This is a genomic window from Phycisphaerales bacterium (assembly GCA_016716475.1).
Classification (GTDB): Bacteria; Planctomycetota; Phycisphaerae; order UBA1845; family Fen-1342; genus JADJWG01.
Genome location: JADJWG010000001.1, coordinates 1,642,392 through 1,664,578 on the forward strand (window position 1 = coordinate 1,642,392; position 22,187 = coordinate 1,664,578).

Sequence of the window (22,187 nt, forward strand, 5' to 3'; positions counted from 1 at the left end):
GCGGACGGGTCAATCACGGGCCGAAGAATCGGCCACCGGTGGTTCGGTCGCGTCCGATTCCAATGGGCGGCTCCGGTGCTCACGCACGTGCAACCACAGGTCGAGCACGATTTTGAGCAGGACCAGGATGACCACCAGCGGGACCGGCGAATCGAGCAGCAGCACCGGCACCGCCCCGGCCAGAATGACGACATGCAGCAGGATGATACGCTTGTAGGGCTGGCCCATTGCTTCGGAGGCAGACAGTCGCAGGTACTCGCCCCGGCCGATGTAATTCTGCGCGAATGAAACCCCGTGGCTGATGATCAGCCCGAGTAACAACCAGGCCATGCCCGGCGGCATGCGCTCCCAGAGTGTCAGGACCACACCAATGAGAAGCTGCACGAAGATGAGTGGTCCCGGCCACGGGACCGGCGGAAATAAAGTGTCGTGGGGACCAGCAGCCCCGCCGAACTGAGTGAGAATCAGCAGGAACACTCCATGTCCAGCGCAGAAACCGCCAAAGTGCAGACAAAAGAACGGTACCAGAAACAGCTTGCCCAGGTGTGTTTCCGGCGGCTGGACCGGGGCGCCGATCATCTTGAGCACGGTATAGGCGCCGATGATGACGTTCTCAGCCCAGTACAAAATCACGATCGCGGCGGCATCCCACCCCAGGAACAGGACGCCTCCGAGCGGCAGGAGGTTCACCCCGAGCAGTACGAGCGTCGCGCGGGAGAAGTCACGCGGCAACAGCATGGCGAACCCTCCGTGGTCAATCTCTGGCGACCTGGCCGGGGCTGGCTCGTGTCGGCCATCCAAACGGCGTCCGCAGCAGAGGCCCCGGTATTATCCCAAATGCTGAACGTCTGCCGCGATGCTGTGCAGGTGATTCAGCGCGCGGGGGGCGATGCGCACGTCGAGGATGGTTCTGCCATCTTCGTATGCGCGTGTGTCGATCTCGGCGAACCGTTCCAGGAAGTTCAAAGCCCGGCCATCGCCCGAGGGCACCGACAGCCGTACCGCGCGCTGCTCCCCGCGCACCCGCGCGTCGACCGCACTGCCCAGTTCAACCAGTCCCGTGCGTGTGAGCGCCGACACCGGCAGTGCCTTCGGAAACTGGTTGCGCAACACGGTCAGGGCCACCTCGTCCTCGACCGCGTCCGCCTTGTTCAGAACCATCAGCGTGGGTACGTGGGCCGCGCCGAGCTCCGCGAGCACGCTCTCCACGGCGCCGATCTGCTCGGCGGCATCGGGGCTGGCCGCATCGACAACGTGCAGCAACAGGTCTGCGTGGATGGCCTCTTCCAGTGTGGCACGAAAGGACGCCACCAGGTGATGCGGCAGATCGCGGATGAAACCGACCGTATCCGACAGCAACACGTAGCGGCCATTCCCCAGTTCCCAGCGGCGAGTCAACGTATCGAGCGTGGCAAACAGCCGGTCCTCGGTGTACGCGCCGGCTCCGGTAAGCGCGTTCATCAGCGTGCTTTTGCCGGCGTTCGTATAGCCCACCAGCGAGACGGTGAAAAAGTCTTCCCGCGCCCGGACCTCCCGCACCTTGCGCTGATCGATCGCCTGGATCTGCCGCCGGAGAAATGCGACACGCTTGTCGACCAGCCGACGATCGATCTCGATCTGGCTCTCGCCCGGGCCACGGGTGCCGATGCCGCCCACCACACCGACGCCTGTGCCGCCACCCGCGCCCGCGATGCGTTCAAGGTGTGTCCACATGCCGCGCAGCCGCGGAGCGGTGTATTCGAGCTGGGCCAGTTCAACTTGCAAGCGTGCCTCGTGCGTCCGGGCCCGGCTGGCGAAGATGTCGAGGATCACTTCGCTGCGGTCCAGCACCTTCCGGCCGGTCACCTTCTCGATTTCGCGGATCTGGGACGGGCTGAGATCATTGTCGAAGACGACGACTTCGGCCTCGTAGGCCTCCGCTCGCTGGCGAATCTCTTCCAGCTTGCCCTTGCCGACACAGGTCGCCGGGTGAAACGCCTGCCGGCGCTGCACGCATCGGCCGACGACTACCGCGCCAGCCGACTCCACCAATTCCGCCAGCTCCGCTAGGGGATCGGCGATGATGGGTTCCCGGTCGAGCAACACTTTGACGAGCAGGGCGTTCTCGCGACGAACGGAGAGTTTTTCGCGTGGCGTAGCGGACAAGTCAGCTCCGAAATTGGCGACCGTTGGGTTCACAGCCATCGACCACGCGACGGCCGGACACATGGGGACACCCGGCCCGCGACGTTCGCAGCCCAGGCAGAATCATCAACTCAGCCATAGGTAGTGTATCATGGCTGGGGGCGGTTCCAGCGTGAAATCCACTCCGGGGGAATGTGGCCGTGACAGAGATTCCGGCCTTTCGCCTGTCCCGAATCGCCCCCCCTTTTCCGCTATCATGCCCGGCGGAGTGGCGTTTCGGGGGCGTGCGAACGGTGTGCGGCAGGCGAGGAGGTTGGCGGCCCCCATGAGCAACGTCTACCGGATCGAAATTGCACCGCGGGCAGCCGGTGCGGCAGCGGAAGAAGTTGCACAGCTTCTGCGTGAAGGCGGGTTACCCGGCCTCAAGGGCGTCCGGTCGAGCCATCTGTACTTCCTCGAAGGCCCACTGGACCGTGCCACCGTAGAGCGCACCGTTGTGCCCCTGCTGCGAGATCCGGTCGTAGAAACCGCCACGGTCGTCACCACCGCCGCCGACCTGCCGGGTTTGACGGCTGGTACCGAGGCGGTCGAGGTTCACCTCCGGCCGGGCGTGATGGACCCCGTTGCCGACAGCACGCTGGCCGCACTGCAAAGCGCGGGCGTCCCCGTCGAACGTGTGCGCACCGCGCGACGCTTTGTACTTACGGGCACTTGGGGCGTGGACGATGTTCGTCTCGCGGCAGGACGGACGCTGGCGAACGATTGCATCGAGCAAGTTGTCCTGGGTTCCGCTGAAATCCGCCCGGCCCCGCAGCCGCCGAATTACGACTTTCGCCTGCGAACCGTTCCACTGCGCGATCTTGATGCCGCCGCGCTGGAAAAGCTCTCACGCGATGCCCACCTCTTTCTCTCCCGCGCCGAAATGGAGGCGATCCAGTCCCACTTTCGCACCCTGGAACGCGACCCCACCGACCTCGAACTCGAGACGCTTGCGCAGACCTGGTCTGAACATTGTGTACACAAGACCCTCAAGAGCGAGATCCTTTACCGCGGCGCTCCGCTACCCGGCGGTCCGTCCACCACTGCCACCATCGAAGAGCGCCACTACGAGAACCTGCTGAAAGACACCATCGCAGCGGTTACCCAACGTCTCATGGTGGAGGGCCGCGGGCCGGAGTGCCTGTCCGTCTTCAAGGACAATGCCGGGATCATCGGCTTTGACGAGGACTTTGGAATTGCCTTCAAGGTCGAGACCCACAACCACCCTTCGGCCATCGAACCCTACGGCGGAGCGGCCACCGGCATTGGCGGTGTCATTCGCGACGTCATCGGTTGTGGTCTTGGCGCCCGCCCCATCGCGAACACCGACGTTTTCTGCGTGGCGCCGCTCGACTGGCCGCACGAGGAGCTGCCACGCGGCGTGCTGCATCCCTGGCGCGTGTTGCGCGGCATTGTGCAAGGCGTCGCGGACTACGGCAACCGAATGGGCATTCCCACCGTGAATGGTGCCGTCGCCTTCGATCCGCGCTATCTCGGTAATCCACTGGTTTTTGCCGGGTGTGTTGGATTGATCCCGCGCTGGGCCATCGAGAAGGCCGCGCTCCCGGGAGATCACATTGTCGTGGTCGGGGGCCGCACGGGGCGCGATGGTATTCACGGCGCTACGTTCTCCTCTGCGGAGTTGACGGACACCCACGCGGATGAGTTCTCGCACGCCGTCCAGATCGGCAACGCGATTGCGGAAAAGCGGTTCCTCGAAGCCCTGTTGCGGGCGCGTGACGCGGACGGCGGCTGCCTTTACACCGCGATCACCGACTGCGGCGCCGGTGGGCTCAGCAGTGCGGTCGGTGAGATGGCTGCTGATGTTGGTGCGACGGTTGAACTCGCGGAGGTGCCGCTGAAGTACGCCGGCCTGCGCTACGACGAGATCTGGATCAGCGAGGCGCAGGAGCGCATGGTTGTCGCGGTGCCGCCGGAGAAGCTCGCAGCATTCCTTGCGACAATGCGCGCGGAGGAGGTCGAGGCGACGGTCATCGGACGTTTCGGGTCGGAGGGGGCCAGCGCACTTCCCGGCACACAAGCCCACGCTCCGCGCCTCGTGGTGCGCTATCGCGGCGCGCTCGTCGGCGCGCTGGACATGGCGTTTCTTCACGACGGCGTACCCCGTCTGCAGCGTGAAGCGACCTGGCAACCGGTCGCGTCTGCACAGCGTTCCGTGCCCCCTTCGGGCGAGGAAGGCGTTGCCGCCCGGCTGCTTACGGAGCTTGCCCGGCCGAACATCGCCTCGAAGGAATGGATCATTCGCAAGTACGACCACGAAGTGCAGGGCGGCAGTGTCATCAAGCCGCTGCTTGGCCCCGGCGGCGGTCCGGGGGACGCGGCCGTGCTGCGACCGCGGCTGACCAGCCGGCGCGGCCTCGCGGTGGGTTGTGGCCTCTCACCGGGCCTGGCCGACGTAGACCCTTACTGGATGGCAGCGGCCGCGATCGACGAGGCCGTGCGTAATGTGGTGTGCGTCGGTGGCGATCCAGCCCAAACCGCGATTCTCGACAATTTCTGCTGGGGACGCAGCGACGACCCCCACCAGCTCGGCGCACTCGTCCGAGCTTGCCAGGCCTGTCACGATGTGGCGCTGGCCTATGGAACGCCGTTCATCTCGGGCAAGGATTCGCTCAACAATGAATTCGCGTTGGAGCGCGAGGACGTCGAGCGATTCCTCGCGGCGCTGCGGCGTCGCGCGGAAGGATCGGGTCCCGACGCTGCGCGGCTCGCCGCCGCGCTGCCGATGATCACGGAGCGCGTCAGAACCCGGGGGCGACTTGCGATTCCACCGACCCTGCTGATCAGCGCGCTGGGCATCGTGCCCGATGTGCACCGCTGTGTCACGCCCGACTTGAAGTCCTCCGACGGTGCACTTTGGCTGGTCGGTGGCCTGCCGGCAGCCGGCTTCGATTTCGCGGTCGCGGCCCGGATTCACCGTGCGGTTGCTGCTCTCGTGGCCGCCGGCGCCGTCCGGGCCGCCCACGATGTGAGTGATGGCGGCTGGCTCGTCACGGTCGCGGAGATGGCGATTGCGGGTGGTCGTGGTGTCGCGGTGACGGCGGAATCAGGCGTGCTGTCCGCGGGGTTTGAGGAGTTGGCGGCCGGTTACGTGGTTGAAATGGAGCAGGCCTCGACCGGGCTTCCAGGAATCGCGTGCCGGCGCCTCGGTACGACACACGAGAGGCCGGAACTGTGCGTGGCAGGACAGGTGCTTTCCGTGGCGGAGTTGCGGGCAGCATGGACCACCCCCTCGGCCGGTCACGGGTCGTCCTGATCCGTGTCGGGCGAGGTGTCCCCGCGGGAGTGAGCGGGGGGGCGCGCGCACTCATGCCATGTCCAAAACCCGACCGCTGCAAACATGACAGCGGTCACGAGCCCCCCTGCAATCGCCCATAGGATGTGTTCAGTCCCGGGCATAACGCAAGAATATACCCAACCACACCGCTTTGCGGGGGCCACCGGTCGTGTCGCGTTTTACCCGTAGACGGCACGGCCCACTCACACCCATAATCTGCACGGCGCCAGGAGTCGCGCGCGTGTCCAGACCTCATCGCATCATCATCCACACGTTCCTTCTCGCGGCTCTCCCCGGGTGTGCCCTGCTTTCAAGTCTCGGGACCGATCCCGCCGGCGCTGCGTACGGACGGATTTACTTCGTCGGTGGTGCGGGGGGCGTCGGCAACGTGGTCGGCACATGGGATGTTCCCCGGGGTCTCCGGGAGGCCGGATATCGTGGGTCAATCGAGGTTTTTGCCTGGCAGAGTCCCATCGGCGACGCCGTTGTGGACCAGTTCGCCCGTGGGCGCAATCAGCAGAAGGCCCGCCGCCTCGCTGCTCGAATCCGCGCGTATCAGCAGGAATATCCCGGCCGACGGGTCCACCTCATCGCGATCTCCGCGGGTACCGGCATTGTGGCGTGGGCTCTCGAAGGGTTGCCCCCTGACACCCCGGTCGGCACGGTCGTGTTCCTTTCGAGCAGTCTTTCCGGCGAATATGACCTGACGGATGTCCTCCAGCGCGTCCACGGGATGCTCTACCACTTCTATTCACCCGCAGATCCGCTGCTGCGTTTTGGTCTGCCTATCACCGGCACGGTCGATCGCGAACTGGGGTTTGAACGCGCCGCCGGCCTGATCGGCTTCCGTTTGCCGCCAGGGGCCGATGAGCACACCGAGGCCCTTTACGTCGAGCGGCTCCGCAACCAGTCCCACCGGGCGGAATACACGCCCTACGGCTATTTTGGCGGCCACGCGGACAGTACTGCGCCGCGATTCATTGCCCACTTTGTGGCGCCACTGCTGCGGGCCGGCGACAGCCCGCACGCGTGGGTGCCGTATGACGAGGATGAATACGGCCGCTGAGGTCCGTCCCGTGCCACCTGTCGCGAACTGTGGCGCGCCCCGGCAGAACTCTTGACGCCCGCCCGTTTGCACGGTAACAGTCTCGCGACTCCTCGAGACGTGCTGTGCGCGTCGGGATGCCGCTCCCGCTCGTGGCCGATCTCTTCCGCGTTTCGAGTCCGTGGCACGGCAGAGGGGGTCGCCCGGTGGCAAGTGTGGTTCTGCGGGCTCTTCCGCCCGTCCATGCTTCCTAGTGACGTGCTCAGTCTTTGCAGGAAACAACTACCATGGCAGGCGTCTGCAATATCGCGCTGCTCGGCCAGAAGTTCATGGGCCGGGCGCACAGCAACGCGTACCTGAAGGTCGCCAAGTTCTTCAACGTACCGCTGGCCCCGGTGATGCACACCATCGCCGGGCTCGATCTGATTGCGCTCGCCCCTTTTGCCGATCGCTGGGGCTGGAAGAACTACACCACCAATTGGAAGGAAGTCGTCAAGAACACGGACATCCACCTGGTCGATGTCAGCACTCCCAACTACATGCATGCCGAGCAGGCCCTCGCGGCACTGGCGAACGGCAAGCATGTCGCCTGTGAGAAGCCCCTAGCGCACACCCTCAAGGACGCCCGCGCGATGCGCAATGCGGCGGTCAAGGCCCGCCGTTCCAAGACGTTCGTTTGGTTCAACTATCGCCGCTGCCCAGCCGTCGCCCTGGCCCACCGCCTGGTGCAGGAAGGCAAGCTGGGCCGGATTTACCACGTGCGGGCCTCGTATCTACAGGACTGGGGTGGCCCGGAAACGCCGCTCGTCTGGCGTTTCCAGAAGAAGTATGCCGGCAGCGGTGCTCACGGCGACCTCAATGCGCACATCATCGACCTGGCACGCTTCATCACCGGGCAGGAAATTGTCGAGGTGACCGGCGCCATTGCGGAGACGTTCGTCACGGAGCGCCCTTTGCCGCAGAAGGCCGGTAACCGCGGCGGCATCGCGAGCGGCGGGGCCGCCCGCAAGCAGCGCGGCAAGAGTGATGTCGACGATTGTGTGCTCTTCCTCGCCCGCTTTCGCGACGGCGCCGTTGGCACTTTTGAGGCCACCCGCCTCGCCACGGGTAACCAGAATCACAATAGTATCGAAGTCAACGGCGAGCATGGCTCGATCCGCTTCGGCTTCGAAGACATGAATCTGCTTTGGTTCTATGACGCGAACGATTCTCCCGCGTTGCGCGGCTGGCGCCGGATCATGTGCACCACCGCCGGCCTGCACCCCTACGCCGGGGCCTGGTGGCCCGACGCCCACATCATCGGATACGAACACACGTTCGTAAACATGGTCGCCGACATGCTCGCCGTCCTTGGAGGCGAAGAGCCGATCGTGCCGCTGCCGAGCTTTACGGATGCCTACGAGACGCAACGTGTGCTCGAAGCAGCGCTGCTCGCCGCCAAGCACCGCGCCGCCGTCAAACTCGCCGAGATCAAGTAACCCCGCGCCCCCCCGCCGGGGTCCGCTGCGGAGCCCATATGACTGGTACACCCGAGTCTTCGCCCGTCGCGGCCGGAGCGCCGGCCGTGGCGGCCGCCTTTGCTCCCCTGCGGCTCGTGCGCATCGCCGTCACCGGCCTGTTCATGGGCATTGCCAACCTGATCCCGGGGGTCTCGGGCGGCACCATGGTGCTGGCACTGGGGTTCTACCGCGAGTTTGTCGACACGGTGGCCGATCTCACTGCCCTGCGTTTCACGACCCGGCGCCTCAGCTTCATCGGGGTGCTCGGCTGCTGTGCGGCCGGTGCGATCGTCGCATTTGCCGGGGTGCTGTTGTATCTGCTGTTCCACTACCCTGTCGCGATGTACGCACTCTTCATCGGACTCACGCTCGGCGGCGCGCCGGCGCTCGCTCGGGCGCTGCGGCCGTGGCGAGTTGATGCTGTTCTCGCAACCGCGGTCGGCCTGGCGCTGATGCTTGGCGTGCTTGGGCTGCGGCAGGGCGCCGGTTTTCCGCACAACACGGTGATGGACTTCATCAGTGGAGTTGTCGGTGCCATGACCATGGTGCTGCCGGGCGTTTCCGGTTCGTATGTCCTCCTGGTGATGGATCAGTACGAGCGCATCATGGATGCCATCCGCCCGCTGCAGCCCCGCATTCTTGTTCCGGTTGCGCTCGGGGCTGCGCTCGGTATCGTCGGACTGTCGCACCTGCTCAAGCTGCTGTTGGCCCGCTGCGCGCGGCCCACCCTTGGTGTGCTGCTCGGCATCCTGCTGGGATCGGTCCTCGGACTCTGGCCGTTCGACAAGGTGCCGGGTGAGAAGGCCATGCACCGTCGCACCCCGGCCGAGCTGCGGGCTTTCGCAGAAACCTGGCAACTCCCCGGTGTTGCCGGCGTCGCCGACGATCAGCTCGTGGCGACCATCCTGCGGCAATGGCCGCAGCGACAGCAATCCAGCTATACCCCCGGTCGCATCCTGGGCGCGGCGGCATTGGTCCTGGTTGGTTTTGGTGTGACCTGGGGTCTGACCCGGCTGCGTTCGCAGGCGGATGACGGTCTTACGGCCGTGGCGCCACTGCCCGCGCCAGCACCCTCAGCGGATTAATCGCCGGCAAATTCATCTATGCCCCGGGGAACGCTGGTTTCATGTTCAGCCGCGGGCGCTGTGGCGCACAATCCGGCCAGTGGACATGAAGATCACGTCTTCCGCGATATTGGTGGCGTGGTCGGCGATGCGCTCCAGGTTCTTGGCCACCGACAACAGATCGAGATACGCCGCGATCTCCTCGGCGGCCAGACCGCTCAGGGCAACCACGTCGCGCACCATCTTTACGTGCAGAGCGTCGATGCCCTGATCCTCCTGGCGGATCTGGGCCGCGATCTCCGCGTCGCCATCACTATAAGCACGAATCGCGTTGCGCAGCGATTGCCGTACGGCTGGACAGAGTTGTTTGAGCTGGGCCGAACGCTGTGCCAGGGCCTGCACCACGCCGGCGCGGGCCCGCTCGGCGAGGTTCACCGCGCAGTCGGCGACGCGTTCCAGGTCATTATTCACTTTGAGGATCGTGCAGAGTGCCCGCAGATCCGAGCCCACCGGCTGGTACAGTGCGAGCAGGCGAACCACCTCGGCCTCCACTTCGACCTCGGCGGCATCGACTTCCTCGTCCCGCGCAATGACGCGCAAGGCCAGGGCTTCGTCCGTGGAGAATACGGCTTCACAGGCCTCGTGCACGATATCCTCGACCTGGCTGGCCATGCGCAGGGAGCGCCGGCGCAGATCGTTCAGCAGATTCACGAAATGGGTGGACATGCCTGCCTCGCACTGGCCGCGCACGCAATTACGTCCGCCACGACCGATGGCGGTCCAAGCGCCGGCCGATCATCGAGGCAAAAGTTTACCCGAAACGCCCGGTGATGTAATCCTGGGTGCGTTTGTTCGTGGGGTTGGTGAAGATCACGCTGGTGTCGCCGGCTTCGATCATCTCGCCGACGTACATGAATACGGTCTGGTCGGAAACCCGGGCGGCCTGCTGCATGTTGTGTGTGACAATGATGATGGTGTACTCCCCCCGCAGCTCGGCGATCAAGTTCTCGATCCGGTCGGTTGCCATCGGGTCAAGAGCGGAGGTCGGCTCGTCCATCAGGAGCAGTTCCGGTTCGATGGCGAGGGCCCGGGCGATGCAGAGACGTTGCTGCTGTCCCCCGGACAGACCGAGCGCGCTTTGGTGCAGGCGATCCTTGACCTCGTCCCAGAGTGCGGCCTGTTCGAGACTGCGTTCGACAATCTCGGTGAGCGCGGCGCGACCACGGATGCCGTGCACGCGTGGACCGTAAGCGACATTGTCGAAGACCGACTTGGGAAAGGGGTTGGGCTTCTGGAAGACCATGCCGACACGCTTGCGCAGGGTGGTTACGTCAATGTGGGTGCCATAGACGTCCTCGTTTTCCAACAGCAGGCGCCCCTTGGTGGTGCAGGTCGGGATGAGGTCGTTCATCCGATTGATCGCACGGAGCAGAGTGCTCTTTCCACAGCCGGAGGGTCCGATGATGGCGGTCACCTTGCCTTGCGGCATGGTGATGGAGACGTTCCGCACGGCGGGGTTGCCGCTGTACAACACGGAAAAGGATTCGGTGCGGACATGGTCGCGTGGCGGCGCGACCGCCCGTGCCGGAGCGGACACGGGAGACGGGCGCACGTGTGAGTCGGTGGGTTTGACTTCCATCGTGATCATCTCGTCCGAGTCCCTAGTGCGGCGGCTGGTGTTGTGGCGTTCGGCTGCAGGCAGCCCGGAGCCCATGGCCAAGGCGTCGGGGGCGACAGCGGACGGTTCCGGAACGTCCATCAAGGATGAGCGTAGTCGGGAAGCGTTAAGAATTGGTTAGTAAGGGCGGTTTTTCCCAAGAAGCAGAGTACCATCCATGTGGCCAATAAGTCCTATAATAACATTCATTATGAATTTGAAATTAGCTTTCACTGGCGGGATGCCATCGAAGAGGTGGGGCCGGATGGGATTCGCCAATCAGGAGCGCTCGGCGTAGCGTGGCTGTGGCACACTCAACGTGACTTCGGTGCCACGCCCCGGTGTGCTGCGCAACTCCACGGCACCCCGCATGGCGTTGACCGCGTGTCGTACGATCGAAAGCCCCAGCCCGGTGCCGCGTTCAGCGCCCGAACGGGCCCGCTCGACCTGGTAAAAGCGCTCGAACACCCGTTGCTGATCTTCTTCTGGAATGCCGCAGCCGGTATCCGCGACAGTAAGTGTGGCGGTTTCGTTGGTGAGGGTCAGTTGCACACGGATGTGGCCGCCACGGTCGGTGAACTTGATGGCGTTATCAAGCAGGTTGTCAACGGCGAGGCGCAGCAGGTGGGGGTTCACCAGGACGGTGGCGGCGTGAGCGGGGCGGCGTTCGGCGTGCCAATGCAGCCCCTTGCGTTCGAGGCGCTCCGCGAAGCGGGCGTAGAGTTCCTGGAGGAGGTTCTTGCAGTCGATGGTTTCCGGCTTGAAGCGTTCAGAGGGTGTTTCGAGCTTGGAGAGATCGAGTAGATCCGCCACCATGGCTTCAAGACGGGCGCTGTGACGATCGATCTTCTCCAGGAAGGTCTGTGCCGCCGGTCCTTCTTCGACGAGATCCATCCCCAGGAGCGTCTCGACTGCGGCGCGAATGGTCGACAGCGGTGTGCGCAGCTCATGCGAGGCGTTCGCCACGAAATCCGTGCGCATCTGGATGATGCGCTGCAACTCGGTGATGTCGGTCAGCAGAACTGCGCGGCCGCGCTCCGCATCGACGGTGCGCTGTCCGGGTTCGGCGAGGATCACCTCCGAGGCGCGCGCGAGAAGGTGAATCGGGCCATCACCGGTCTCGATCTCGAGGCGCGCATCACTGCCACTGTCGTCGGATGCCGCGGTGCGCGGCGACGGCGGTGGCGCCAGCCCCGGTAGCAGCATGCGCTGCAGGCGGTGATCCTGAACACAGTGCTCGACGGGCTCGCCGATGAAATCCTGGTGGCCGCGCTCCCCCGGGAGATTGAGCATCCGCATCGCGGTGGGGTTGATGAGGACGATGCGGCCATCGTCGCGGGTCACGATGACACCCTCATGCAACTGGTCGACGAGCGACTGAAGCATCCGGCGCTGGCGATCAATCAGCTCCATCTGGGCGGCAAGGCGTTTTCGGAGCGAATTCAGGGCCGTCGCCAGCGCGGCGAGTTCACCGTGATCATCGCGCGGCAACTCAGAGGTGAGATTGCCGGCAGATAGTTCTCGTACGGTCCGGACCAGGCGGGCCAGGGCGCGCCGGCGAAAGCGCAGGTAAAGCGTCAGCAGCACGATGACCGCAAGCGTGGCGGTGGTCGCAATGAAGGCAAGCAGCCGTACGACGGCGCCGGGGTGGTCGATCAGCGCCCACTGGGGCTGTGCGAGCCAGATGGCACAGCGGGCCTCCGGGCCGCCGAAGTGGATCGGCAGCGCCACCATCACGTGGACGGCATTGCGCGGCCCCCAGCGGCGCACGTCACGGGCCGGTGTGCCCCCAGGCCGCAGGGCCGCGATGACTTCCGGTGCGATCGAAAGCGTGTCGGCATCCGCGAGCCCCGCAGATTGCGCCAGCACATGACCCTCAGCGTCGAAAATGGCGAGCGCGATGTTTTCGGCTTCGAGGGTAGCGATCAGACGGTGGAAAAGGGGCCGATCGACGTCGGGACGCCCATCCGCAAGCACTCCCGCGAGCAGACGTGCCTTGGTCTGGAGTTGGCTGGCGACTTCCTCGCCATGCAACCGTTCCTGTTCGCGCGAAATCAGCCAGAGCGCAGCCACAAGAGCCACGCCCACGAGCAGGGCGCCCGCGAGTAACAGGCGATTACGTCGACCACTGAGAAACATGAGGGCTACGCTTCATCGGTGCCACTTTCTGGTAACCGGAAAGCATAGCCGACGCCCCGCACGGTGTGGATGCAGTTGGCGGTCGCCCCCATCTTTTTTCGCAGGGCGGCGATGTGCACATCCATGGCCCGGTTCGTGACGGCCGCCCCCTGCCCAATGGCGTTGTCGATGAGCTGTTCGCGTGTCAGCACCCGACCGCGCGCCGACATGAGCGCGGCGAGAATGCGGAATTCGGTGGCGGTCAGATCGAGGGGCTGACCCCCAGCCGTGACTTCATGGCGACCATGATCGAGCACAACGGTACCGATCGCGAGAACTTCGCGTTTGCCGGTTCCGGCGCGCTGCCGACGGAGCACCGCTGCGATTCGGGCGAGGACGAGTTTCACGGAAAACGGCTTGCGCACATAATCATCCGCACCGAGGGCGAAGCCGACCAGCTCGTCTTCGTCTTCGGCTTTCGCGGTAAGCATTAGAATCGGGATGGCGGCGGTGCGGGCGTCGCGCTTCAGGCGCTGGGCCACCTCATCGCCGGAGAGCCCCGGCAACATGCGATCCAGCACCACGAGATCGGGTGGTTGCCGGGTAGCTTCGGCGAGGGCGCGCTCGCCATCCTCGGCGCGCCGGCAATGGTATCCCTCGCGGCCGAGGTGATAACAAAGGACATCGGCGAGGTCGGTCTCATCCTCAACCACGAGAATGGTCCCGCGGTTGCGCGGCATCGTGGTATTGCGGGAGTCCTGATCCGGCCGTTCGGCCATGTGCTTCTCCGCCAAGGTCCCCGAGCGCGCTCTATCGTACCGAAGGGCTCGGTTGCAGGCGATGCGGTGCCTCTTACAGGGTGACAAGGGGGTTTCAATTCGCAGTGAGCGCAGCGCTAAGATTGCGCTAACAGATTTCGATCGCTCCCTGGGCTACGATCCGGTGTGATTGCTCCTGAAAACTCACGCGTGGACGTACATTTGATGTCGCTCCCCCGGCCGATCAAGGTCGAATCCGTGGTGGTGCTCTATGATGGGCAGTGCGCACTTTGCCAGTGGTCGGTGCAGTTCATCCTGAAGCGTGACCGGCGGGGACGTTTCCGATTCGCAGCGCAACAGTCGCAAGTGGGACAGCAGCTCTTGGCGCAGTATGGCGGCTTGTCCGGGCCGGACTCGGTGGTCCTGCTCGCAGATGGCCGGGTGTGGGTTGCGAGTGCGGCTGCCCTGCGAATCGCCCGCGAATTGGGAGGGGTGTGGAGAGTGTTTGGGGTGCTCAGGTTGCTACCTCGCCCACTGCGGGACTGGGTATACCAATGGGTGGCGCAGCACAGGTATCGCTGGTTCGGGCGTCGGGAAGATTGCCTGTGGGTGTTACCGGAATGGCGGGAGCGGTTTCTCGAATGAATTTTCGGGGGCTCCGGATGCTATTGGAAGCCGTGAGCGGGATCGCAAGCGGGCCCTCTTGCCTGTGGCGAGCGCGAGTTGGATGGGTGTGGCAGATTGGGTGGGTCACATTGGTGATGTTACTGCTGGCCGGACCCAGGAGCGCTTGGGCAGAGGATTGGGCGGCGGAATACCGGCGACTCGAAAACGGCCTGCACGTCGTGGTGATACCCAATTTCGCGCTGCCACTCGTGGAGGTGCAGCTCTGGTTCGGAGCGGGTCATGGGGACGACCCGTCCGGGCAAGCCGGGCTTTGTCGCGCTGTGCATACCGCAATTGCAGTGCGCGACGCGCGGCTCTGGAAGCTGGCGGCGCTCGGTGGGCAGTCGACAGCCGTGGTCGCGCACGATGCGAGCATGTTCGCGGTCACACTGCCGGCTCCCCAGGCCACTGCGGCCCTGGGCCTGCTTGCGGACATGGTCGCACCGGAGCCACCCAGTGCCGAGGAACTTGCTGCGGTGCGGGCGTCATCGACCAATCCGTTACGGGTCGAGGATGCGGAACATCTCATTGAACGGTGGTTTGTCGCCGGAAACGCGACCCTCCTCATTGTCGGTGCATGGTCACCACCTCTGGCGTTTGCAGAAGCGCAGGAACAATTCGGATTACGGCCTTGGGCGGAATCGCCGCGCCGGGCCTGGTCCGAGGATACGGTGTTATCCCCCCAAGCAACCGTCGTCACCGAAGCCGCCGGTAACGTCTTGCGTTGGCCGGGCCCTTCTCTCGGTGTGGCAACGGGTTCGGCCATCGACGTGTTGTTGGAGCACCTGTGTGCGTGGCCAGATGGCGCCTGGCGGCGTGTCAGTGCTGCTCGTGGGCTGGCTCCCCGGTGGCGCCGTCTCGCCGGGCGCACCGATGGTGCGGTGGAACTCTGGCTGGAATCGCACGTGACCTCGGCGGGACCATCCGCATCCCAGCCGACTTCCGCTGTGGTGCCCATTGTCGAACTGGCGGTCGAGCTTGAATCGATCGAGAAGCAGGGTCTCAGCGAGCAGGAGTTCAACCGTGCGCGAGCGCTGGCAGGTCGCACCTTGCGGGACGACTGGGAGAGTTTCGCCGCTTTCGCGCGCACGCTCGGCAGATACGAAGTCGTGGGCGGTGATGCCCAGCGAGCCCTGCACGCCGAGCGGCGGTTGCCGTTGCTGCGGATGGCAGATGTACAAGTGGCAGCCCGCGATCTGCGGGAGGCCCTCGTCACGCAGTCTGCCGCCGCGAGCGCGGTGAACGAGGTATTGCGCCCATGGACAGAGCCGCGGGTGTTGTTGCGTGATTCGATAAACGACTTGCACCGCCCGGGGCGTGGCTTCATCCCCCCGGATCTCGTGTTGCGACGTCTTGCGGCTTACCGGCCAGGTGCGACCGATGCACGTGCACCCGCGCGCGCGCCGCGGGTCATCCGTTCGCACTTCGGCGAAAATGCGGAGGTTAGTCTCATTTCCCTGGCGCTGCCCGGTGGCATGGCGGCATGGACGAGGATCCCATTGCAGGAGGATCACGGCAGGCACAACACGGCCACTCGGCCGGCCGCCGAAATGCTACGGGCCGCGGAGGTCTACCACGCGTATCACGGCCTCGTATTGTGGCAGGAGAGGTTGCCGGACGCGGTGAGTTGGTGGTCACAGGGGCCGAGTAACTTTGTCTCCCAAACATTGGAATGGCACGCAAGGGTGTGGGGCGGTTCGGAGGCGGAGAAGGCAGCGCCGGATGCCCCGCGGGGGCTCCGTATAGCGGTCTGCGGGAATGTGGATGGCGGCGAAGTTCTGGCGCGCTTGCCGGCGGCGTGGCGTTTTGCGGCGCTCGGGACTGGTGGCCGCGCCGCGCCAGGTGGGTGGGCCGCCGCTGCGTGCGAACACCGTCCAACGGCGTCTGACACTGCGGAGTTGGTGTTGCGTCTGGACTGGCGGCGGCCAGCGCCGGATGCCCGCACGGCACTGCGGCGGCATGCTGTGGAAGTGCTGCTTGGGCGGCTGCCGCTGGAGTTGTTTGACGAGCAAGGAGATGGCGGCCTCACAGAGTGGTGTGCGGCTGCCCTGGAGTTTCGTGCGGTTGCCCGGTTTACCCCCGAAGTCGCCCGCGCCGGCGAGGAGGCGCTGCGGGCGTGGGTGGCGCGGTTACGTACCGGCGAAGTGGAGGATGCGCTGTTGGTGACAGCAGTCGAGCTGGCGCGCGCCGAGCGCTGGCGGTGGCTGGATCGTCCGGTGCGAATTGCGGCCGCAGCACTCGAAGACGACACACCATGGGATCGAATCGAAGCGGAAACGCCGGCGCAGTTGCGTGCGGCTCTGCCGGAGTTGCTCGAGGCCGCGATCCTTGTGATTGAACTCACCCAGCCCTGAGTCGCCGCAGCGCGCCGTGGCGTGCCGCCCCCCTCAGGCCGAGTGTTGGCGCTCGATCCAGTTTCGCAGGGCGGCGTACAGATCGGCCGAAAACTCGAACGCTCCGTCGCCATGCAGTCCTTCAGAAGTGGTCAGCACCAGCGTGTCGTGGTCTCCCGGCGTACTCGTCGCACGGTGTTGCGGTCGCAAGGTAACGTGGAGCACGCGCGGCGGCCGTGTGGCGGCCGGTGCTGACACAGATCCACCATGGCGCACCGTGCCGGCCGCATCGTAATTCACGGCGAAGCGCTGCCCATCGGCGGTGTCGAACCGCCAGACGATGGTCTGGGGGGTCAGGTAGCGCTCCGACCAGGCAGTGCCAGCGCGCCGCTCGCGCGCGAGCTGTTTCATAAAGATCATCATGGGTTCAGGCGGTATGCCTTCGTGTGGACCACGGGCGTCAATGCGACCCGTGGCGAACCAGAGCGGCTGCCCCGGACCGCCGACCAACTCCACTCCGAGGTGTTCGGTGCCGTCAGCTGCGGGCGCCCAGCGGATCGGGTGTAGCGGTGCATAGCGCCGAGCGAGGTCGCCGATATCGCGCACGACGGTGTCGCCATCGTCCCAGCGATTCCAGTACTGCACGAAATCGTCGATTGGCAGGGCGAGCTGCGCGCGGAGCAAATGCCGCAGCAGGCGCGGTGCGAGGGGCGTGCCGAGCAGGCCACTCGCGAGCCACGGCACATCGGTCGTGAGCCACTCCCCACGACCGATCGGCCGCAGTGCTGCGAGGATATCGGCATGGCGATCCGCCCAGGGGGTTTCGGTTGTCAGGATCGCCGCACAGTCGTTGTCCGTGGCATAACGTTTCCAACTGCGCCCCGTCTTGATCGCGCGGATGGTGAAGCGACCGTCCGGGCGAATCGCGCAGTAAGGGAAGACATCCTGGAGTGCGAAACCGCGTGTGGGCACATCGGCGTATGCGTGCCGCGCGGACATGATGCCGTGTTCGTCCGCAAGCTGAATGAGGCGCAGGTCGGCGACCCGCGCGGCCGTGAGCACGGTGACGGTCGTTCCGAGGTCGGTGAGCAGCCACGCGGTGCCCGCCAGGTGTTCGAGATCGGCGAGGCGCAGGTCCAGATGCCGCACCCAGGCGGCTGGTAGAACACAGGCGTTGCCCCGGGCGAGCCGGAGCAAATGCTTTTTCGATGGCGGTGGCGCCGCGAGTTGGACCTCGGTGTCACCCAGATGACTCGCGAGGGGGGCGAGGTCCGCGGGCAACACGACACGCCGGGGAATGAAGGGCGGGGTGTAAGTGCTCCAGCGGGGCACATTCGCGAGGGGATGGCATTTGGGGTCGCGCTCGGAAACGTGGTGAAAACGCACTTCGGTGAGTGGCGGCAGTGTTCCGGAAGTATCCACACGGAATTGAAGCCGTCGCGTGCCAACCGGCGTCTGCACCCAGCCGAGTAGTTCACCGGGAGGCCCCGCGGCCGGAGCATGCAGCCGCAGGATGCGCTGTCCATGTGGTATGCCTTCGCCATCGAGAAAGTGCAACAGCAGGTGGCATTCGGTCAATGTGCTGGACGTGGTTTGCGCACGGGCGAGGTACCACTCGTCCGCGCGACAGCGCACGGGGGTGGAAACGAGCGTATTGCGGCCATCCCAGCGCCAGCCGCGCAGGCCACTGGTGCGGGATGGCCGTGCGGTGCTTACACGGGGGCGGGTGGAATGGTCGGAAGGCGTCAAGTGCCGATCTCCTACGAGCCCGCCCGTGGCGAGCGGGTTATTATCCTGAGAAGCGGCCGGGCGGCAATGGTACATGTGCGCGGAACCGGGTGCGGTCACTCCGGCAGGGCCACCCATATGGATAGCGGTAATGATGGAACCAGATCGGCCGATTGAGTTGCCGAGCGAGATACCGTGGGCGCGGACGACCCTGGGGCCGCGGGGCGACGAATTGCCGGTGGCGCGGCCGATGTTTCCCCATGGGGAGGACCGCGATCCATGGTATCCGTTTCGAATGGCGTGGATATCCTGGGCGGCTGCGTGGGGCGGTCTGGGATTGATCATGGTTGCCGCGGCGCTGATGGTGGGAGTCGAGCTGTTCGCCGCCATGCTCGCATTGCCGAGCGGTACACCGGTTGACGAAACGATGGCGGTGGCGCTGGGGTCTTTGCCCTACCTGTATCTAAACAAGGGGGGTAGCGCGTTTGTTGCGGTTGGGTTGTTGATCGCGCTTGCGTTCTTGCACCGGGCGCCCTGGGCGACGTTCGGGCTGGGCCGACAGCCGTGGTGGCGACATTTTACGTTTGCGGGCGTGTGCTTCATCGGCTGTTACGTAGGGATTGTGCTGACGGCGCCGATCATCTACCTGCTTGCGAACCTGATCGAGGCGGGTGAGGACGATCTGCTGCGACGGGTCGATTTCATCAACCCCTTGTCGGCCCACGGACTGGGGGGGCTCGTGGGTTTCATGGTGCTGGTCGCCGTTCACGAAGAGGTGCTTTTCCGCGGGGTCCTGTTGCCGTATCTGCGACGCGTCGGCCTGGGCTGGATCGGAGCCGTGCTCGTGTCGTCGGCCATCTTCGCCGTGTTGCACATCGGGCAGGGTCTTCTGGCGATTCCGCAAACGTTCGCGTTGGCGTTGATCTTTGCCAGCATATACCTCTGGTCGCGCAGTCTGCCCGCGGTGATCGTGGCGCACGCCGCGTTCAACGTGACACAACTTTTGCTGGCGCCCTGGTTATTGTCGTATGCGGAAGAGCTTTCGGAACAGGTCGCAGGAACCTAGCGCAGACGTCAAACACCGAGCCACCGTTTCAGTGACAGGAACAGGACCAGCGCGAGCAAGCCGACCCCGGCGAGGCCGGCCCAGGCCCGTGTGGTGCCACGGGATGCTTGTATCCGCGGCAGGCGTTTGGAGGTGACCGGCTCGACCCCTTCGTCTCCGAACTGAACCTGTGCGATGAGCAACTGGGCCTGAAATTCGTTGATACCGAGCTCGGTGGCGCGGGCGAGAATGGCCTCGCGGCGCGAGTGGCGTAGCAATCCGGCTTCAAGGGAAGCCCGGATCAGCAGGCGCAGCTCGTTGGCGGGAGTGCCACCCCGCTGTTGGCGAAGAATCTCGTCCTGCCGTTGGGGATCGCGGAGAGCGACGTAGGCAAGATGGAGGTCATCGAGGGCCTGCTGCGCATCGTGATAGCGCACGGGATCGTCGAGCGCGGGTGCCAGGCGTGTGCGTGCGGCGAGGAACCGTTTTCGGACCTCGTGTGGCGGCCAGCGCCCCGGCGCCAGCCCCAGCGTTGTGAAGGGGTCGTGGGCCATCTTTCTGCCTCCTATGGGAACGATAGGCGAGCAGCAGGTAAAAAGAGAACCTCCGGTGCCGTAAACCCCCGATGTAGCAACGAGAATATGGCCGGGTGTGCAACGCAGGCAGAAACAATCCGGACTGCGGCTGCGGTCCGGGCGACCGTACGGCCGGAAACACACCCGCCGCGCCGGAGCTTACGTTCGGGCTGTGCGCCGTTACCATCCGGGCAGCATGAGCAAGTTTCCGCCCACGGCTGTACCGGCACAACATTTTGATTCCGGCCTGCACTGTCCGGTATGTCATTACAACCTGACCGGACTCGTAACGGAGAGGTGCCCCGAGTGTGGTAGTCCCTTTGATCGGGATCAACTCTTCCAGGCGCTGGGCGGTCCGGCGCCCATGCACTTCGAGCGTCTGAGGGGCTGGTGGCGGCCGCTGGGTTTTGTGATCTCCTGGATCACCGTGTTGTTCCTGCCGTGGATCTTCGCGCGTCAGGCGGTGCAGCGGGTTTCGGTACGGGCGGGCTGGGGGTTCGGCGCGGTCTGCTTCGCCGGCACCTCCATCGCGCTGCTCATCGAGGCCGAATGGGCGGTGTACGCCGCCTGGATGGTTGCCGCAGTGGTTTACGTGTTGTTGCAAACCATTTTACTGACCACCTTCGATCCGGCTCCGGTCAACCGGTGGCGCGCCGGGCTGACCTTCTGGCTGGCGATCAGCGGTTATACCAGCGCGGTGATGGTGACGGAGATTTTGACAGGCCCGCCCCTGGTGTTCTTCTCCGACCTGATTCGCTTTGTGTTTGGCCCCACAAGCTGGGTGGGTGAAGCGCTGACCTCCCGTGCGTATCAACTTTCGGGCCTCTATCCCTACGTGGAGTGGATGTACGATGGGCAATCGCTCATGGGGCTGCTGCAGTGGGGGCAGATGTTGCTGTGGTTGGCGGGGGTGGCGTGCTGTTTCTACGCGCGGCTGCGACAGGCCCGGCACCATCCGTTCCGTGCAGTCGTGAGCAGCGGGGCCGTGGCGCTGCTGTTGCTCCTGCTGTACAGCGCGGTAGCCCAGATTGTGGGCTTCCCGGTGTTCGAAGTACTGGTCGTACGGTTCTGACGGGCATGGTCACGCCGAATGTGCGCACCACTAATCCGCAGTGCTCCGGAGGCGCGGCGCTTTCGTGCCGCAGACCTACCGGGCGTACGCATACTAGTTCTGGCCGACGACCTGTCGGTTCGCGAACGGCCACTTGGTCGACCAGTTCGCTCCGATCCAGGTCTTCCACTGGGCGGTCGAACCGAAAATCACGGCGCCTGGCGTCGGGAAGCAGTCGATGCGCCAGCCATTCCCCCGACTCAAGTAGTTCGGATTCGCCACCTGCATTTGCTGATAGGTCATGAAATCGAAGGGGGCGCGCTTGCTGGCGCGGGTCGGGCGGGCCGATCCGTCGCAGAACAGTACGTTGTCGATCAGTGGACGCTTGTGCCAGCCCATCACGAGTACGGGGTTCGGGGCCTGCTGGCCCGTGTTGTCCATGCCGATCATGTTGAAGAAGGTGGGCTCACCCAGCAGGATCATGTCGGACTGGTTCTTGAGCGTGGAGATTCGCTTGCCCCAGGCGCTGAACGAGAAATGCCCGACGCTAGTGCCGCCGGAGTGGTACGTCAGCATGGAAAGACTGGCGCGGTAGCTGTTCCCCAGAATGTCATAGCAGGGCTTGCCGAGACTCTGCTGGGGGGCGTCGTCAATGCTCGGATGCTCCGGGTAGCCGCGGTCCGAGGGGCACCGATAGAGCTCCATCGACGCCTTATCCTTTTCATTGATCTCGGACAGGGAGTAAATATTCAATGGCCGGCGTTGGGCCGAGTACACCGGCCGGGCATATGTGCCGGTGTCGGCGAGGCGCATGAAGCCCTGATCGGTCTGGAGGACCTCGGTGGCCGACCGGCCGCCCCAGGCGAACCAGTGCACGATCCGCCACTCCCAGTACGACGTGCTTCGGCGCATCTGCTCGTGGATGGGAATCAGGAACTCAAACTCCGATGCGTACATGTGGGTGGCCGCGCCGATACTCCGCAGGTTTGCAAGGCACTTGGCCTTCTTGCCTTGCTCGCGGGCAGCGCCCAGCCCGGGCAGCAGGATGGAAATCAGGAGGGCGATGATGGCGACTACAACGAGTAATTCAATCAGGGTAAAACCCTGACGGGTTCGCACGCGCAGCATGACATGTCTCCCGGAACCGGACGTTTCAAACGGGACGTGTCTCACTTCGGCTACCCGAT

General features: G+C 64.8%; 17 protein-coding genes. 8 read left to right on the forward strand and 9 right to left on the reverse strand.

Annotated features, from left to right (window positions below; translation table 11 throughout):
* Positions 1–9: 9 nt before the first annotated feature.
* Positions 10–738, reverse strand: a complete 729-nt coding sequence (locus IPM18_06730) for a hypothetical protein (GenBank protein ID MBK9119285.1) — start codon at positions 736–738, stop codon at positions 10–12.
* 90 nt (positions 739–828) lie between these two features.
* The gene (gene hflX / locus IPM18_06735; protein MBK9119286.1) at positions 829–2,184 is read right to left on the reverse strand and encodes a GTPase HflX; all 1,356 of its coding nucleotides are present in this window, start codon (positions 2,182–2,184) and stop codon (positions 829–831) included.
* A gap of 265 nt (positions 2,185–2,449) precedes the next feature.
* On the opposite strand from hflX, the gene IPM18_06740 reads away from it, so the two are divergent.
* The 4 genes from IPM18_06740 (at position 2,450) to IPM18_06755 (ending at position 9,090) form a co-directional block, all read left to right on the forward strand.
* Entirely contained in the window at positions 2,450–5,440 is a 2,991-nt protein-coding gene (locus IPM18_06740) for a phosphoribosylformylglycinamidine synthase subunit PurS (protein MBK9119287.1), read from the forward strand.
* Between the two features lie 262 nt (positions 5,441–5,702).
* The gene (locus tag IPM18_06745) at positions 5,703–6,527 is read left to right on the forward strand and encodes a hypothetical protein (GenBank protein MBK9119288.1); all 825 of its coding nucleotides are present in this window, start codon (positions 5,703–5,705) and stop codon (positions 6,525–6,527) included.
* Between the two features lie 266 nt (positions 6,528–6,793).
* Positions 6,794–7,984 (forward strand): Gfo/Idh/MocA family oxidoreductase, encoded by a 1,191-nt coding sequence (locus IPM18_06750; protein MBK9119289.1) that lies wholly within the window; start codon positions 6,794–6,796, stop codon positions 7,982–7,984.
* Between the two features lie 38 nt (positions 7,985–8,022).
* Complete coding sequence (locus IPM18_06755; protein MBK9119290.1) at positions 8,023–9,090, forward strand: DUF368 domain-containing protein; 1,068 nt, start codon at positions 8,023–8,025, stop codon at positions 9,088–9,090.
* 45 nt (positions 9,091–9,135) lie between these two features.
* Here the strand turns inward: IPM18_06755 and phoU are convergent, their stop codons facing one another.
* The 4 genes from phoU to IPM18_06775 all read right to left on the reverse strand — a co-directional run bounded on the left by phoU (position 9,136) and on the right by IPM18_06775 (position 13,584).
* A complete protein-coding gene (gene phoU, locus IPM18_06760; GenBank protein ID MBK9119291.1) occupies positions 9,136–9,795 on the reverse strand; it encodes a phosphate signaling complex protein PhoU in 660 nt (219 codons plus the stop codon).
* An 85-nt stretch (positions 9,796–9,880) separates the two neighbouring features.
* Complete coding sequence (pstB, locus tag IPM18_06765) at positions 9,881–10,717, reverse strand: phosphate ABC transporter ATP-binding protein (protein ID MBK9119292.1); 837 nt, start codon at positions 10,715–10,717, stop codon at positions 9,881–9,883.
* A 288-nt stretch (positions 10,718–11,005) separates the two neighbouring features.
* On the reverse strand, positions 11,006–12,865 hold the full coding sequence (locus IPM18_06770; protein MBK9119293.1) for a PAS domain-containing protein: 1,860 nt from the start codon (positions 12,863–12,865) through the stop codon (positions 11,006–11,008).
* Positions 12,866–12,870: 5 nt separating this feature from the next.
* A complete protein-coding gene (locus IPM18_06775) occupies positions 12,871–13,584 on the reverse strand; it encodes a winged helix-turn-helix domain-containing protein (GenBank protein MBK9119294.1) in 714 nt (237 codons plus the stop codon).
* Between the two features lie 243 nt (positions 13,585–13,827).
* On the opposite strand from IPM18_06775, the gene IPM18_06780 reads away from it, so the two are divergent.
* Together IPM18_06780 and IPM18_06785 are read left to right on the forward strand one after the other, a co-directional pair.
* A complete protein-coding gene (locus IPM18_06780; protein MBK9119295.1) occupies positions 13,828–14,247 on the forward strand; it encodes a thiol-disulfide oxidoreductase DCC family protein in 420 nt (139 codons plus the stop codon).
* A 113-nt stretch (positions 14,248–14,360) separates the two neighbouring features.
* Positions 14,361–16,622: an insulinase family protein gene (locus tag IPM18_06785; protein ID MBK9119296.1), complete on the forward strand. Its 2,262-nt coding sequence runs from the start codon at positions 14,361–14,363 to the stop codon at positions 16,620–16,622.
* Between the two features lie 33 nt (positions 16,623–16,655).
* On the opposite strand, the gene IPM18_06790 is transcribed toward IPM18_06785, so the two are convergent.
* Entirely contained in the window at positions 16,656–18,350 is a 1,695-nt protein-coding gene (locus IPM18_06790; protein ID MBK9119297.1) for a hypothetical protein, read from the reverse strand.
* 130 nt (positions 18,351–18,480) lie between these two features.
* Here IPM18_06790 and IPM18_06795 point away from each other — a divergent pair, with 130 nt between their 5' ends.
* Positions 18,481–19,395: a CPBP family intramembrane metalloprotease gene (locus IPM18_06795; GenBank protein MBK9119298.1), complete on the forward strand. Its 915-nt coding sequence runs from the start codon at positions 18,481–18,483 to the stop codon at positions 19,393–19,395.
* Between the two features lie 8 nt (positions 19,396–19,403).
* Here IPM18_06795 and IPM18_06800 read toward each other — a convergent pair whose 3' ends face one another.
* The gene (locus IPM18_06800; protein MBK9119299.1) at positions 19,404–19,928 is read right to left on the reverse strand and encodes a hypothetical protein; all 525 of its coding nucleotides are present in this window, start codon (positions 19,926–19,928) and stop codon (positions 19,404–19,406) included.
* A gap of 217 nt (positions 19,929–20,145) precedes the next feature.
* Between IPM18_06800 and IPM18_06805 the strand changes: the two genes are divergently transcribed.
* A complete protein-coding gene (locus IPM18_06805; protein ID MBK9119300.1) occupies positions 20,146–21,021 on the forward strand; it encodes a hypothetical protein in 876 nt (291 codons plus the stop codon).
* Between the two features lie 93 nt (positions 21,022–21,114).
* Here the strand turns inward: IPM18_06805 and IPM18_06810 are convergent, their stop codons facing one another.
* Positions 21,115–22,128 carry a prepilin-type N-terminal cleavage/methylation domain-containing protein gene (locus IPM18_06810; GenBank protein MBK9119301.1) on the reverse strand — a complete coding sequence of 338 codons (1,014 nt, stop codon included), beginning with the start codon at positions 22,126–22,128 and terminating at the stop codon, positions 21,115–21,117.
* Positions 22,129–22,187 lie beyond the last annotated feature (59 nt).